At 35.7% G+C, this 14,829-nt stretch carries 12 protein-coding genes; 9 read left to right on the top strand and 3 right to left on the bottom strand.

What is annotated here, in order from left to right:
• Positions 1-192: 192 nt before the first annotated feature.
• The 5 genes from FG27_RS09175 to FG27_RS09155 all read left to right on the top strand — a co-directional run bounded on the left by FG27_RS09175 (position 193) and on the right by FG27_RS09155 (position 7,763).
• A complete protein-coding gene (locus FG27_RS09175; protein ID WP_037318242.1) occupies positions 193-3,453 on the top strand; it encodes a DUF4175 family protein in 3,261 nt (1,086 codons plus the stop codon).
• Complete coding sequence (ybeY, locus tag FG27_RS09170) at positions 3,446-3,865, top strand: rRNA maturation RNase YbeY (protein ID WP_037322104.1); 420 nt, start codon at positions 3,446-3,448, stop codon at positions 3,863-3,865. The genes FG27_RS09175 and ybeY overlap by 8 nt, the downstream gene beginning before the upstream one ends.
• A gap of 19 nt (positions 3,866-3,884) precedes the next feature.
• Complete coding sequence (mnmG, locus tag FG27_RS09165; protein WP_037318241.1) at positions 3,885-5,756, top strand: tRNA uridine-5-carboxymethylaminomethyl(34) synthesis enzyme MnmG; 1,872 nt, start codon at positions 3,885-3,887, stop codon at positions 5,754-5,756.
• A gap of 431 nt (positions 5,757-6,187) precedes the next feature.
• Positions 6,188-7,021 (top strand): class I SAM-dependent methyltransferase, encoded by an 834-nt coding sequence (locus FG27_RS09160; protein ID WP_037318239.1) that lies wholly within the window; start codon positions 6,188-6,190, stop codon positions 7,019-7,021.
• Positions 7,022-7,247: 226 nt separating this feature from the next.
• Positions 7,248-7,763: an OmpH family outer membrane protein gene (locus FG27_RS09155; protein ID WP_369794108.1), complete on the top strand. Its 516-nt coding sequence runs from the start codon at positions 7,248-7,250 to the stop codon at positions 7,761-7,763.
• 149 nt (positions 7,764-7,912) lie between these two features.
• Here the strand turns inward: FG27_RS09155 and FG27_RS09150 are convergent, their stop codons facing one another.
• Positions 7,913-8,308, bottom strand: a complete 396-nt coding sequence (locus tag FG27_RS09150; RefSeq protein ID WP_037318236.1) for a hypothetical protein — start codon at positions 8,306-8,308, stop codon at positions 7,913-7,915.
• Between the two features lie 4 nt (positions 8,309-8,312).
• Positions 8,313-9,452 (bottom strand): ATP-binding protein, encoded by a 1,140-nt coding sequence (locus FG27_RS09145; protein ID WP_037318234.1) that lies wholly within the window; start codon positions 9,450-9,452, stop codon positions 8,313-8,315.
• Positions 9,453-9,593: 141 nt separating this feature from the next.
• On the opposite strand from FG27_RS09145, the gene pgk reads away from it, so the two are divergent.
• Genes pgk through FG27_RS09130 form a run of 3 tightly spaced genes read left to right on the top strand, consistent with a single transcriptional unit; the run spans position 9,594 to position 13,422 of the window.
• Positions 9,594-10,778, top strand: coding sequence for a phosphoglycerate kinase (gene pgk / locus FG27_RS09140; protein ID WP_037322100.1), 1,185 nt, complete (start codon positions 9,594-9,596; stop codon positions 10,776-10,778).
• 49 nt (positions 10,779-10,827) lie between these two features.
• Positions 10,828-12,411: a lytic transglycosylase domain-containing protein gene (locus FG27_RS09135; protein WP_037318232.1), complete on the top strand. Its 1,584-nt coding sequence runs from the start codon at positions 10,828-10,830 to the stop codon at positions 12,409-12,411.
• 24 nt (positions 12,412-12,435) lie between these two features.
• Positions 12,436-13,422 carry a DUF4837 family protein gene (locus FG27_RS09130; RefSeq protein ID WP_037318230.1) on the top strand — a complete coding sequence of 329 codons (987 nt, stop codon included), beginning with the start codon at positions 12,436-12,438 and terminating at the stop codon, positions 13,420-13,422.
• A 71-nt stretch (positions 13,423-13,493) separates the two neighbouring features.
• On the opposite strand, the gene FG27_RS09125 is transcribed toward FG27_RS09130, so the two are convergent.
• Entirely contained in the window at positions 13,494-13,709 is a 216-nt protein-coding gene (locus FG27_RS09125) for a twin-arginine translocase TatA/TatE family subunit (RefSeq protein WP_037318228.1), read from the bottom strand.
• A gap of 213 nt (positions 13,710-13,922) precedes the next feature.
• On the opposite strand from FG27_RS09125, the gene FG27_RS09120 reads away from it, so the two are divergent.
• Positions 13,923-14,792 (top strand): M23 family metallopeptidase, encoded by an 870-nt coding sequence (locus FG27_RS09120; protein ID WP_037318226.1) that lies wholly within the window; start codon positions 13,923-13,925, stop codon positions 14,790-14,792.
• The last annotated feature ends 37 nt before the right edge of the window (positions 14,793-14,829 follow it).

Here is a 14,829-nt window from a genome sequence, read left to right as displayed (position 1 = left end):
GATACAACCTTATTGAACGAAACCTAATGCGGGCAATACCAATCCTGCTCGAATTCCTTATGGAGGTTTTATTATTCGAGGCTTTGTCTATTAACTTTATATTGTTCTCCAATTATACCTTAAGGCTTGCGGCGAGGTTCTTGATAACTCCTCTAAAATTGTTGTATTTTTAGACTTGAAATATGATGATGGATGGAAAGTTATAAGCAGATTAGAAAAAAACTGGAAGCTTTTATCAGGAAGTTTTACCTGAACAAATTGCTGAAAGGTTTAATTTTATTTTTAGCCATTGGGCTGGTCTATTTTTTAGGCGTTTTGGCTATAGAACATTTTCTATGGTTAGAAACCGGCTTGCGAACTTTTCTTTTTTGGATTTTCGTTGGGGTAGAGGTGATGCTCCTGGCCTATTTCATTTTAATTCCACTGGCAAAACTTTTCAAATTTTCTAAGGGAATTAATGAAGAAGAAGCTTCTAAAATTATCGGGGCTCATTTTCCTGAAGTAAACGATAAATTGCTAAATGTTCTTCAGCTTAAAAAAGATACGCAGCAATCTGAATTACTACTTGCGGGGATCGAGCAGAAATCGGCTGAATTAAATAAAGTTCCCTTTACTCGCGCTGTAGATTATAAAACCAATAACAAATACCTGAAATATGCTTTATTTCCCGTAGTATTAATTTTGGCTCTCTTTTTTTCCGGTAATATCAATTTAATGGCTGGCCCTTTTGATAGGTTGGCTAAACACAATACAGCTTTTGAAGCTCCGGCGCCTTTTCAGTTTAAAATTTTAAACGATTCGCTTCAGGTTCAGGAAAATTCCTCTTACACGATTCTTGTAGCTACCGAGGGAGAAATTACTCCTGAAAAACCTGAGATTAGCTATAACGGACAAACTTATTTTTTAAAGCAAATTACGCCAGGTAGGTTTGATTATACTTTTAACCGACTTAAAACTAATGTAGATTTTCAGCTTAAGGCAAATGGAATTAATTCCAGGGAATACGAACTTGAAGTCCTTAAAGTTCCAAAACTACTGGATTTCACGATGCAATTTGAGTATCCTGCTTATATAAGAAAATCAAACGACAGTTTAAGTGGAACCGGAAATGTAAATGTTCCAGAGGGTACAAAAATTACCTGGAGTTTTAATACCAGGAATACAGATATTATCAAATTTTCAACTCAGGATTCTTTAATAAATCTCAAACCTAATAATTCAAATTTTCAATATTCACAGGCTGTTTATTCCAGGCTGGATTATCGTGTGAGTACTTCCAATAATTCTATAAAAGAGTTTGAAGCTTTAGACTATTCGGTGCGTGTTATTCAAGATGAATATCCCCAAATGGAAATTCAGCAAAAACTGGATAGTATAGATAACAATACGCAATATTTCTACGGAAAACTTTCCGATGATTATGGCCTAAATCGTTTACAACTTGTTTATTACACTGAAAATGAAAAAGATAGCTTAAAAATAGAGACTATCGAGATAGCGAGAGCCGCTTTTGACGATTTTCATTATACATTTCCGGGAGACCTGGATTTGGAACGGGGCATTTCGTATAATTTCTATTTTCAGCTTTGGGACAATGATGCTGTAAATGGTTCTAAAAGTACTAAAAGTAATACCTATAGTTTTAGAAGAAAAACCACCGATGAGTTGCAGGAAGAGAAACTTAAACAACAGGGAGAATCAATAAATAATTTAAACCAGAGTTTAAAAGATATCAAATCTTCTGATGAAGAATTGAATGAATTGAATCAAATTCAAAAAGAGAATAAAGATCTTGATTATAATCAGCGTAAAAAGTTGGAAAATTTTATTCAAAGACAAAAGCAGCAATCGGAAATGATGCGCAATTATTCCGAAAAGCTAAAGAAAAGTTTTGAAGAAGGGCAGGATGAATTGGGAAATGAATCTGCAGAAAAGGATGAATTAAAAAAGCGGTTAGATAGAAATGAGGAACGCTTAAAAGAAGATGAAGCCTTATTGGATGAATTGAAAGAAATAGCTGACAAGATTAATAGGGAAGAACTGGGGGAGAAGTTGGAAGAATTATCTAAAAGGAATCAAAGTGAAGAGCGCAACCTGGAACAGCTTTTAGAATTGACGAAACGATATTATGTAGAGGAAAAGCTTCAAAAAGTAGCCCGGGATTTAGAAAAGCTTTCAGAAGAGCAAGAGGAATTATCAGAAACTTCAGAGGATGATTTTTTGGAGGAACAAAAGAAAATTTCTGAGAAATTTGAAGAGTTTCAGGAAGAGATGGATGAGCTTGAAAAAGATAATCAGGACCTTCAAAAGCCAACCGATTTGCCACGAGATATCGTTGATGAAGAAAGCATCAAAAATGAGCTAAATGATGCCGAAGAGGAAATGGAAAAGGGAGATTTAGAAAAGACAAAACAGAAACAAAAGAATGCTGCACACCAAATGGAAGAAATGAGCCAAAAAATGCAGCAGCGTTCAATGCAGCAAAGTGGGGAAGAGTTAAAAGCCGATATTGAAACCCTTCGCCAAATCCTGGATAATTTGGTGACTTTCTCCTTCCAACAAGAAGATCTTTTAGAAGATTTTAGCAGAATAGATATCAATAATCCCGGTTACGCTGCAAAACTTAGAAGACAAAGTGAACTTAGAGAAAATTTTAGGCATATAGACGATAGTTTGTATTCACTCGCTTTGAGTAACCCAATGATTACAGAAGGTATTACAAAACAACTTACAGATATTGATTTTGATATAAATAAGTCTCTTGAGAGATTGGCCGAAAATGAATTACCTCAGGGTACATCCAGCCAGCAATATGTAGTTACGGGAGCTAACGATTTAGCTTATATGCTAAGCCAGATTCTTTCTTCTATGCAGCAACAGGCAAATCCTCAAATGGGGAAAGGGGACGGCGAAAATTCAGAATTTCAGCTTCAGGATATTATAAAAAAGCAACAGGAGATAAATAAAGATTTCCAGGAGAAAGGGAAGGAGCAAAATCAGCAACAAAACGAAGGCAAGAAACCCGGCGAAGGAATGGCGGAAGGAGAAATGGAAGATTTGTTCGAGATTTATAAAGATCAGCAGGAACTAAGACAGCGTTTGGAGGAAATGAACAAGAAGAATTCTTCTGAACAGGGAAGGCAATTAGAGGAGCAAATGAAGGAAGCTGAAGAGCAACTTTTAAATAAGGGTTTTGATCCAGAGAACCTGGAACAATTGCAACAGTTGGAGCACCAATTAATGGAATTTGAGGATGCAAAGTTGCAGCAGGGGGAAAATAATAAAAGGGAGTCAGAAACCAATCGGCAGAAGTTCGATAATACAACTAAAGATCAAAGTATTAAGGCTAAAGAATATTTCAATTCTATCGAAATTTTAAATAGACAAAGCTTACCTTTGCGCGAAATTTATAAACAGAAAGTAAAGTCCTATTTTGAGCGAACAAATAATTAATTTTTATTCAGAGAATGATTTTGAGTTAGAAGACGAAAACTCTTTTGATAAATGGATCAGGAATGTTATTTCATCAGAAGATAAACAACTCGGTGAAATCAATTATATATTTTGTGACGATGATTATTTGTATAAGATAAATTTGAAATTTTTGGAGCATGATTCTTATACAGATATAATCTCCTTTGATAACTCAGAAGGGGACGAGTTAAATGGCGATATTTTTATCAGTATAGATCGAGTAATAGATAACGCCAATGATTTTAATGTAGATTTTTCTGAAGAGCTTAAACGGGTTCTTATTCACGGTGTTTTACATCTTTGTGGATATGCAGATAAATCTGAAAGTGAAGCTGCTTTAATGCGACAGAAGGAAGACGAAAAGATTGCATTGTTCCACGTGGAACAATAAATTAAGAAAGAAAGATTTTATGTTCGAAAATGAATATGATGTTATAGTAGTTGGTGCCGGCCACGCTGGAAGTGAAGCCGCAGCCGCAGCCGCAAATTTAGGAGCCAGTACTTTATTGGTGACCATGAATTTGCAAAACATTGCTCAAATGAGTTGTAATCCTGCAATGGGGGGAATTGCTAAAGGACAAATTTTGCGTGAAATTGATGCGTTGGGGGGTTACAGTGGTTTAGTAAGTGATACCAGCGCCATTCAATTCAAAATGCTGAACAAATCTAAGGGACCCGCAATGTGGAGTCCAAGAGTGCAAAGTGACCGAATGATGTTTGCTGAGCATTGGAGGCTTAGATTAGAACAAACTCCAAATCTCGATTTTTACCAGGAGATGGTGGCGGGACTTATTATAGAGAACGGTGAACTTAAAGGAGTGAAAACTTCTTTAGGATTAAAAATTCGAGCAAAAAGTGTGGTACTTACCAATGGAACTTTCTTAAATGGATTAATCCATATTGGAGATAAAAATTTTGGTGGCGGTAGAGCAGGGGAGAGAGCCGCTACCGGAATTACTAAAGATCTTGTGGATGCCGGTTTTGAATCTGGCAGAATGAAAACCGGAACACCGCCAAGAGTAGATGGCAGGTCTCTGGATTATTCTAAAATGGTGGAGCAACCTGGAGATGAAGAACCTTCGAAATTTTCGTTTTTAGATGAAACCCAACCTTTAAAAAAACAACGTTCCTGTTATATGACATACACCTCTCCAGAGGTACACGAGATTCTTAAAGATGGTTTTGAAAGATCGCCTATGTTTAATGGCCGAATTCAAAGTATTGGCCCTAGATATTGCCCAAGTATTGAAGATAAAATAAACAGGTTTGCAGATAAAGATAGACATCAGCTTTTCGTTGAACCCGAAGGATGGAATACGGTAGAAGTTTATGTAAACGGATTTTCAACTTCCCTTCCGGAAGATGTTCAATTTAAAGCTTTACGTTCTGTTGCCGGATTTGAAAAGGTGAAGTTTTTTAGACCAGGTTATGCAATTGAATACGATTATTTTCCACCTACTCAGTTGAAACATACTTTGGAAACAAAGTTGGTGGAAGGTTTATATTTCGCCGGTCAAATTAATGGGACTACCGGTTATGAAGAAGCAGCTAGCCAGGGTTTAATGGCTGGTATAAATGCCGCATTAAAAGTTCAGGAAAAGGATGAATTCATCATAAAAAGAAATGAAGCTTATATAGGTGTTCTTATAGACGATCTTATTACAAAAGGTACAGAAGAACCTTATAGAATGTTTACTTCCCGTGCTGAGTACAGAACTTTATTACGCCAGGATAATGCTGATTTTAGACTGACCGAACGCTCTTATACAATTGGTTTGGCTTCTGAAGAACGTATGCGTAAAATGGAAGAAAAGAAAAAAAAGTCTTCTGATTTCGTAAATTTCTTTAAGAATAAAAGTGTTTCCCACGAGGATGCGAATCCAATTTTGGAAGCGAATAATTCTTCTTTAATGAAACAAAGCGATAAGATTTTTAAGATCTTTTCTCGACCTAATATTGCAATGAAAGATGTTAGAAAATTTCCTGGGGTAGAGGAGTACATTCTGGAGAATAATTTGAATCAGGAGATTCTTGAACAAACCGAAATTCAGGTTAAATATTCTGGTTATATTGAGAAGGAAAAAAATAATGCCGATAAATTGAATAGACTGGAAGATGTAAAAATTCCAAATAGTTTTGATTATTCTAAGATCAAATCAATGTCTTTTGAGGCACGGGAGAAGTTAAATAAAATTCAACCAACTTCCATTTCTCAGGCATCACGAATCAGTGGAGTTAGCCCTAATGATATTTCGGTTTTATTGGTCTATATGGGAAGATAAGTTTAAAAGTTCCACGTGGAACAATTTTCTTTTAGGTAACCTTGATGAGATCAATCCAGTAGGAGTAATTTGAAAATTATGATAAAAAGCAATCACATTTTTCATTACTTAAAAAATTAATAAAGAAAATAAGAGCTTTGGACTTCTATTTACTTTTTTGATTTTTAAATCCTGCAGGGAGCGCATTCGGTAAAGAAAAGTAAGACATTAGAATTGAGTTTTCCTAAAGATAAATCTGATTATACTTTTTTAAATTTAGTAGTACTATTAGAGGCAAAAAAACAAAAGTTTGGTTAGGAATTTTTTGCCTGAAAGTGAAGAGGATTTAGTGAATATTTGAAACCAGTATTTTAATGGGTTCGAAGTGTTAACAGAAATACGTAAAGAATTTAGAAATTTTATAAAGATTAATCCCGACCAAAAATTCTTTTATGGCAGATAAAGTTTATCATTTAAAATGCAAAGATCATTTAGTTTCTGGAGAAGAATTTCGTTTAGAGCAGCTACAAGATTTTGATATATTAGAAACACTACCCAAACCTGAAAATCTTTCGGCTTATTACGAAAGTGATGCTTATATTTCCCACACAGATTCCAGTAAAAGTGTTACCGATAAAATTTACCACGCAGTAAAAAACTTTATGCTTCTGCAAAAATTGAAATGGATTAATAAGGTCGCTAAAGGAAATAATTTACTAGATATTGGTGCAGGAACCGGAGATTTTTTGCAAACTGCAAAAAGGAAAAATTGGAATGTTGAAGGGGTTGAACCAAATGAGCAGGCAAGAAAATTAGCTGCTGAAAAAGGAATAAAACTTCAGCAGGATTTATCGAGTTTTGAGGAGGATTCTTTTGATGTTATTTCTATGTGGCACGTTTTGGAACACGTTCCAAATTTAGAAGTTCAACTTAAAGAATTGCATCGTTTATTAAAACCAAATGGAGTCGCGGTAATTGCGGTACCTAATTTTAAAAGTTTTGATGCCGAATATTATAAAGAATATTGGGCGGCTTATGATGTGCCTCGTCATCTTTGGCATTTCACGCAGGATGGAATTTCAAAATTATTTAAAGAAAATAATTTTGAAAAGTTTGAAACCAAGCCACTCGTTTTTGATTCTTTCTATGTGAGTCTACTTTCAGAAAAAAACAAAACCGGAAAGGCTAATTTTTTAAATGCTCTTAAACTAGGTCTAAAATCAAATTTAAAGGCGCAAAGTTCTTCAGAGTATTCTTCGCTCGTATATTTCTTTCTAAAAAGCTAGAATAAGTATTTTAAGCTTATTTAAGCACTCTTAAGTTTGAAAATCAATTAATGTATAGCCTTAATCTTATTTAAGCACTAGAAGCTCTCTATTTAATCTGTTTTCAATTATTAAAACCTATTATAATATTTTTTGCTATAAGAAATTGCTATATGGCTATATTCCTGGTTTTTGATTTACATTGAAAATTTAACTTTCTTACATTTGCGCCAAACAAATTATAATAATGATGAAAAAACTTTTAATGATTTTGGTAGTTGCTGTTTTACTTACTTCTTGTGACCAGGAGAAAACAGCTTATGTAGATACCACGAAACTTGTTCAGGAATACAAAGAAATGGAAGAAGTGGAAGCAAATTTTTCTACAAAATCAGATTCTGTAAAGAGACAATTAGATTCTATCGCAAGAGGATTTCAGGAAGAAGTTCAGGCTTATCAGCAAGGGATGAATTCTATGTCACAGGAACAACGCCAGCAAAAAGAGCAGGAGTTAATGCAAAAGCAGCAAAGAATTCAGCAGCAACAGCAAATGCAGGGCAACCGTCTTAGAGAGGAAAGCGATGCTGTTATAGATTCTATTGTTGAGAAAGTAAAAGCTTATGTTGCAGATTATGGTGAAGAAAATGGCTATACTTATATTTTTGGCTCTAATGAGTCTGCAAATATTATGTATGCAAAAGATGGAAAAGACCTTACACAGGAAATTCTTGATAATTTAAATGAAGAGTATAATAAGAACTAGACTTACGTTCTGAGTTTTTAAAAGAGGTCTGAGAAGTTTTCTATAAACGTCATCCCTGACTTATTTCAGGATCTAGGTTCAAATTAACTTAGAAGCTGAAACCAGTTCAGCTTGACGATAAGAATTACTTCTCAGACCTCTTTCTATTTTTAAGACATTAAGTAGACTCCAAAGATCACTACAATAAAATATCCGGTTAATGTAAATGCACCGGCGTAATCTTTGGCTATTCGTTGTCCAAATAACAGCATTAATAAGGTGATAGCAGCCAACACGCATGCGTAAAGAGCCATTGTAGGGTCATTGTACCCAATAAGCCAAATAAGGCCTAAAATACAGGTAATTCCTGTGATGATTTCAATGATCATAATTATTCCTACCATTAAAGGAACCTGGCCGGCCAGGAAAGTTCCCGAGAAATGATCTTTTAGCCATGCTGTGTTTCCTTCCCAATCTGCAGCCTTATCTATCCCAGATTGTAAAAAAGTAATAAGAATAAAAAGTAAGATTAAAATTTCAGTGATGTTTGCGTAAAGGTTTTCCATAGTTTTAAGCGGCTTTTTTATGTAAATATCGGGTTAGTCTAATTGAAAGATCTGTTAGAATGATTTTTGCATTACCGTTCCTTTCAATGTGATAAATTGCTTCTTCAAGGGCATCGATAATATCTTTAATATTATTACCGTGAACAAATGGCGCAAATTTTTCTAGTTTAAATCCGGTGGTTTTCGGTTGCAGATAAACTAACTTTTCAGCTTTATAATTCAGCATCAAAGCCTGTCTAAAAAAGTCGATACAGTAAAGCAAGAAACTCTTCTGCGATTCACGGCCCATCCCCGCAATTTCTTCACTCCAGGAAATAAGCTCCAGCACCGTGGCTCTATTCCCTTTAGCTTTAAATGCGGTACGCACCCAATTTATAAACCAGGTTTCAAATTGTTGATCTCCGCTATCCTTTTGTAATAAGTGAAGTGCACGGGTATAACTTCCGTTAGCCTGGTGTGCAATTTTTAAAGCATCTGGCTTGCTGCAATTTTCGTTTTTCTCTAAAAATGTTGCAATCTCATCTTCCGGAAGTGGTGGAAAGTGAAGTTTTTGGCAACGTGATCTAATGGTTTGTATGATTTGCTCTTCGTCTTCGGTTACAAGAAGAAAAAGCGTATTTTTTGGTGGTTCTTCAATTAATTTCAACAATTTATTTGCAGCCGCTGTATTCATTTTTTCGGCCATCCAAATAATCATTATTTTAAAGCCGCCTTCGTAAGCTTTTAATGAAAGTGATTTCACTACGGCCTGGGCTTCATCTACACCAATTTGGCCTTGTTTATTTTCAATACCAAGTTTTTGATACCATTCAAATAAACTTCCGTAAGGATTGGTTTTAACAAATTCCCGCCATTCTTCCAGAAAATGGGAGGAAACCGGATGTTTCTTAATTTTTTGATTTGCTGCAACTGGAAAAGCAAAATGGAGATCTGGATGTGCTAATTTTTTAAATCGCTCATTACAATTATCAGTTTCCGGTTTATGCTGGCAAAGTATGTATTGCGCATAAGCGATAGCAAGGGGTAAAGTACCACTGCCACTTTTTCCTACAAATAATTGTGCGTGTGGAACACGGCCATTATCGGCGGTAGTGGTAAGATGTTTCTTTAAATGCTGTAAACCTATTATTTCTTCAAAAAGCATAAGCAAATATAAAATTTATATACACTTTAATGTCTTCGGAAAAATTTATATTTGTAAATAGCACAAGCTGAATAAAAGCCGATTGGGCTTAATGTTAACCAACCAAACCAGATTATTTGGTTTTTAAAAGAAATGAAAAAAATGAAGACTTTAAACGATTTTAATTTTAAAGATAAGCAGGCATTAATTAGAGTAGATTTTAATGTACCGTTAGATAAAGATTTAAATGTAACTGATGCCAATAGAATTGAAGCGGCAAAACCAACTATTCTTAAGATTTTGGAAGATGGCGGGAGTGTAGTTTTAATGTCTCACCTGGGAAGACCTGAAGGCCGTGAAGAAAAATTTTCTCTAAAAAATATAGTTACGAAGGTTTCTGAAGTTATTGGAGTAGAACCAAAATTTGTGAACGATTGCGTGGGAGAGGAAGCTAAAGCAGCTGCCGATAATCTAAAGCCCGGCGAAATACTATTGTTGGAAAACCTTAGATACCATAAAGAAGAAAAATCAGGGGATGAAGGCTTTGCAAAACAACTGGCAGAGTTTGGAGATATTTATGTGAATGATGCTTTTGGTACTGCACACCGTGCTCATGCATCAACCACAATTGTAGCCAAATATTTTGATGACAAATGCTTCGGATATTTATTGGAAAAAGAAATCAAAAACCTTGATAAGGTACTTCACAGTAAGGAAAAACCTGTAACTGCAGTTTTAGGAGGTGCTAAAGTTTCTTCTAAAATTACTGTAATAGAGAATATTTTAGATAAAGTTGATCACCTTATTATTGGCGGGGGAATGGCTTATACCTTTATTCTCGCCAAAGGAGGAAAAATAGGAAATTCGCTGGTAGAAGAAGATAAGCAGGAATTAGCTTTACAAATTCTTAAAAAAGCTGAAGCCAAAAATGTAGAGGTTCACCTTCCAGTAGATTCTATAATTGCCGATAGTTTCTCTGAACAAGCTACAACTGATGTTAGCAAGATTACCGAAATTCCTGATGGGTGGATGGGTCTTGATGCAGGACCAGAAAGTATTAGGAATTTTGATGCGGTCATTCAAAAATCTAAAATTATTCTTTGGAATGGACCACTTGGAGTTTTTGAAATGGAAAAATTTTCAAAAGGAACTATTGCTTTAGGGAATTCCATCGCCGAAGCGACCAAAAATGGTGCTTTCTCTTTAGTAGGAGGAGGGGATTCTGTTGCTGCGGTTAAACAATTCGGTTTTGAAGATAAAGTGAGCTATGTTTCTACCGGTGGTGGCGCCATGTTAGAAATGTTAGAGGGAAAATCTCTTCCCGGTATTGCAGCTATAGGTAAGTAATAAGTACTAAAATCTACGATTTTACGTTCTTTCTTAAATCTTGAAAATCATGGTTAAGCAGATAATTTTATCATTTATATTCCTTTTAGGGATTGGGCTACAGGCGCAGGAAGAAAAGGAGGGGAAGCAGGTAGAAAAGGCCAATTTTAGAGTCCAGATCTTCCAAAAGGTAGATAGTAGTGAAATTATTCTTGCTAATCCAGATCCAGAGTTTAAGGACAAATTACCAATTTCGGCTGTGATAAGAGATTCTTCAACAGTATCGCTGGAAGATCTCCCGCGTGCAGCCGAAATTGATTCTGTATGGAGGGCGCAGCTCACCAATTCAGACCTTTTTGATACAATGTATAAAAGCATAAGGGAGCAGGAATATGAAGACGAAGTTTATAAAGAGCTTCCAACCGATACCTTAAAGGCCAGATTGGCAAAATTAAACGCTCGCACGCCTTTTAATGTTGAATATCATCCTGTACTGGAAAGTGTTATCAATTCCTATTTAAAACGCAATAAGAAAGCCATGGAGCGTCTTATGGCGCTTAGTGAATACTATTTCCCAATGTTTGAGCAACAGCTTGATCGGTATGATATTCCATTGGAGATTAAATACCTGGCCATAGTAGAATCAGCTCTAAATCCGCGAGCAAAATCCTGGGTTGGCGCTACCGGTCTTTGGCAATTTATGTACAGGACAGGAAAAGAACACGGGCTTGATGTTAGTAGCTATGTAGATGAGCGTATGGATCCTCAAATGGCTACTGAAGCTGCTGCAAAGTACCTGTCTAATCTCTACCGTACTTTTGGTGATTGGGATTTAGCTCTGGCGTCTTATAATTCCGGCCCCGGAAATGTTTCTAAAGCAATAAGGCGCAGTGGTGGTTCTAATAATTACTGGGAGTTAAGAAGATTTTTACCAAGAGAAACTGCAGGTTATGTACCGGCTTTTCTAGCTACATTATACCTTTTTGAATATGCCGATGAGCATAAATTCCAGCCTCAGGGACCTGAAATAGCTTTTTTTGAAACCGATACCATTAAAGTTAAACAGCTAATCACTTTTGATCAAATTTCTAAAGTCACCGGCGTAGAGAATGAGATGCTACAGTTTTTAAATCCCAGCTATAAATTAGATGTTATCCCGTTTGTAGAGGATGAAAATTATATGATAAGGCTTCCTGCCAGTGTTAGCGGCGCTTTTGTTAGTAACGAAGCCGCTATATATAATTTTGCTGAAAAGGATATTCAAACCAAAGAAAAAGCTTTTCCAGAGTTTGTAAAAGCCGAGGAAAAAATTAGATACCGGGTAAAAAGCGGAGACTATTTAGGAAGAATTGCCGAACGCCATGGCGTTGGAGTGAGTAGTATAAAACGTTGGAATAATTTAAGAGGAAATAACCTAAGAATTGGTCAATACCTTACCATTTATCCTAGAAAACCCAATCTAACTACTAATGATGCGGCGGCAAATGCCAGCGATAAAAACAACGCAAGAACTTATACAGTAAAGAAAGGAGATTCGCTTTGGAGTATCTCACGGAAGTTTCCGGGGATTACGGTACAGAATTTGAGGGTGTGGAATGATATGGGTACTAGCAGCCTAAAACCCGGTATGGAACTTAAACTTTCCAAGGGTTAATCATTTCAAACCAAACTAATAAAAATGAAAAAAACATTCTTTCTTCTTTTCAGTTTAGTTCTTCTCATCTCCTGTAATGAAAATGGTGGTGAAAAAGAAAAACGAATCCTTTCAGACTCTTCAGGAAACATTAATCAAATTACGCTAATTATTGAAAATGAGCTTTGGAACGGTCCAGTTGGCGAAGCAATAAGAGATAATTTTGCCGCAACGGTAGAAGGACTTCCCCAGGAAGAACCCATGTTTTCATTAAGTCAGGTGCCACCAGAAACCTTTAGCGGATTTGTGCGTAGAAATCGTTCTTTTATCTCGGTTCAGAAAGGTAAAGAAAAAGAAGCAAGGATTATTAAAGACCTTTACGCAAGGCCGCAAACCGGGGTAATAATTTCTGGAGAAAACGAAGAAGAACTTATTCACGTTATCAATGAAAGTTCAGAAAAGTTAGTTTCAGCTTTTAAGCAAACCGAGTTAAAAGAAAAGCAGCGTAGAATGCGGAAATCCCTGAAAGATGATGATAAATTGGAGGAAAAATTTGGGCTATCTCTAAAGTTTCCTTCCGCCTATAGGTATGCTGTAGAAGAAGAGAATTTTGTATGGATAAGAAAGGAAATTCAAAAAGGAAATATGGAAATCCTTATTTATGAAGTTCCATTTAGCCAAATTGAAGCAGACACTAATACTATTGGCAATATAATTAAGATGCGCGATTCTATTGGAAAAGTTCATATACCAGGACCAAAGCCAGAGGAAGGTACCCATATGATTACTGAAGAAGCCTACGCTCCTTATCTTTTTGAAACTGAAATTGATGGAAAATTTGCTTACGAAACCCGTGGAACCTGGGAAGTAAAAGGTGCATTTATGGCCGGCCCTTTCTTAAACTACGCCATTAAAGATGAAGCCAATAATCGCTATTTAGTAATAGAAGGATTTGTTTTCTCTCCATCTAGAGGGAAAAGAGATAATATGTTTGAAATAGATGCTATCCTGCAGTCTGCTAAGATTAGATAACTTCATTTTAAAATACATTAAAAAACCCCAAACTTTCTGAGTTTGGGGTTTTCTATAAGGTAGTTATTTGTCTATTTCTTTTCTTCAGAAAACTTCTTATCATCAGAAGGTACTGTCTTTTCGCCATTTTCATCGTCCTTGGAAGCGTCTTTAAATTCTTTAATTCCACTACCTAAACCTCTCATCAATTCAGGAATTTTTCGACCTCCAAACAATAGCAATATTACCACAACAATTAAGATAATTTGTGGAGCACCAATGGCTAATGGTAAAATAAATGCATTCATAACGTATGATTTTAATATTACAAACTTAACAAGAATAAAGCAATTACAACGTTAATATAGCCTAAATTTAAGTTATACTTTCAGCAAGATTTATTTCTGAATTCCGATTATTACTGAAATCAGAAATATGCGGGCTGTATATATTTAGATTGGTATCGGGTTTGATAACTACATTTGCGAGCTTAAATTTTAAATTATCTTTGTAAACGGATTATGGCTAAAAATAATAAAGAAAGAAAAAAGTTTACCAAAAAGTTACTTCATAAATACCGGATGGTGGTTTTAAATGAAGAAACTTTTGAGGAGAAACTTTCTTTTAAATTAACGCGTCTCAATGTTTTTGTTACCATAACGCTAAGTGCTATTATCTTAATTGCTGCAACTACCTTTATTATAGCTTTTACTCCGCTTAAAGAATATATTCCCGGTTATTCGTCTACGCAATTGAAAAGGCAGGCTTCCCAATTAGCCTATAAATCAGATTCCCTGCAACAGGTTTTAAAACTAAATAATCAATATTTAGGCTCTATAAAAAACGTACTAACCGGTAAAGCAGATACCGCCAGTTTAAATAGAGACTCTCTTATCGAGAATCCTATTATGGGCCAGGAAATCGAACCAATAGAACCTTCCCGGGCCGATTCACTTCTAAGGGAAGAGGTTGCCCAGGAAGATAAATACAATGTTTTGCCATCGGCAACAGATAATATAGATTTTTCTTTATTCCCGCCCGTAAAGGGATCAATTTCTGAAGGCTATGACGCAAAAGAGAAACATTTTGCGATAGATATTGTGGTAGCTAAGAACACCCCGGTAAAATCTGTTGCCGATGGCCGTGTGATCTTTTCAGAATGGACTACAGAAACAGGTTATGTGATTATAATTAAACACGAATACGGTCTTTTATCGGTTTATAAGCATAACGCCTCTTTATCTAAAGAACAGGGCGAAAATGTAAGAAGGGGAGAGGTAATTGCCACTGCTGGTTCTACCGGAGAATATACCACGGGACCGCATTTGCATTTTGAGCTTTGGAATGAAGCTGTTCCCGTAGACCCTACAGATTATATTGATTTTGATTAATAAATCACGATCTTTGCAGCGCAAAAGGTAATGCTGA

Origin of the sequence: Salegentibacter sp. Hel_I_6, assembly GCF_000745315.1 — a bacterium.
Taxonomy (GTDB): Bacteria; Bacteroidota; Bacteroidia; order Flavobacteriales; family Flavobacteriaceae; genus Salegentibacter.
Note: the sequence above shows the minus strand (reverse complement) of the source record. Positions and strands in the feature narration are given on the sequence as shown.

What these genes read in the sequence shown, in the direction of transcription:
- FG27_RS09175 (WP_037318242.1), top strand. Translation starts at nt 193, where the DNA reads ATGGAAAGTTATAAGCAGATTAGAAAAAAACTGGAAGCTTTTATCAGG.
- mnmG (WP_037318241.1), top strand. Translation starts at nt 3,885, where the DNA reads ATGTTCGAAAATGAATATGATGTTATAGTAGTTGGTGCCGGCCACGCT.
- FG27_RS09160 (WP_037318239.1), top strand. Translation starts at nt 6,188, where the DNA reads ATGGCAGATAAAGTTTATCATTTAAAATGCAAAGATCATTTAGTTTCT.
- FG27_RS09155 (WP_369794108.1), top strand. Translation starts at nt 7,248, where the DNA reads ATGATGAAAAAACTTTTAATGATTTTGGTAGTTGCTGTTTTACTTACT.
- FG27_RS09150 (WP_037318236.1), bottom strand. Translation starts at nt 8,308, where the DNA reads ATGGAAAACCTTTACGCAAACATCACTGAAATTTTAATCTTACTTTTT.
- FG27_RS09145 (WP_037318234.1), bottom strand. Translation starts at nt 9,452, where the DNA reads ATGCTTTTTGAAGAAATAATAGGTTTACAGCATTTAAAGAAACATCTT.
- pgk (WP_037322100.1), top strand. Translation starts at nt 9,594, where the DNA reads ATGAAGACTTTAAACGATTTTAATTTTAAAGATAAGCAGGCATTAATT.
- FG27_RS09135 (WP_037318232.1), top strand. Translation starts at nt 10,828, where the DNA reads ATGGTTAAGCAGATAATTTTATCATTTATATTCCTTTTAGGGATTGGG.
- FG27_RS09130 (WP_037318230.1), top strand. Translation starts at nt 12,436, where the DNA reads ATGAAAAAAACATTCTTTCTTCTTTTCAGTTTAGTTCTTCTCATCTCC.
- FG27_RS09125 (WP_037318228.1), bottom strand. Translation starts at nt 13,709, where the DNA reads ATGAATGCATTTATTTTACCATTAGCCATTGGTGCTCCACAAATTATC.
- FG27_RS09120 (WP_037318226.1), top strand. Translation starts at nt 13,923, where the DNA reads ATGGCTAAAAATAATAAAGAAAGAAAAAAGTTTACCAAAAAGTTACTT.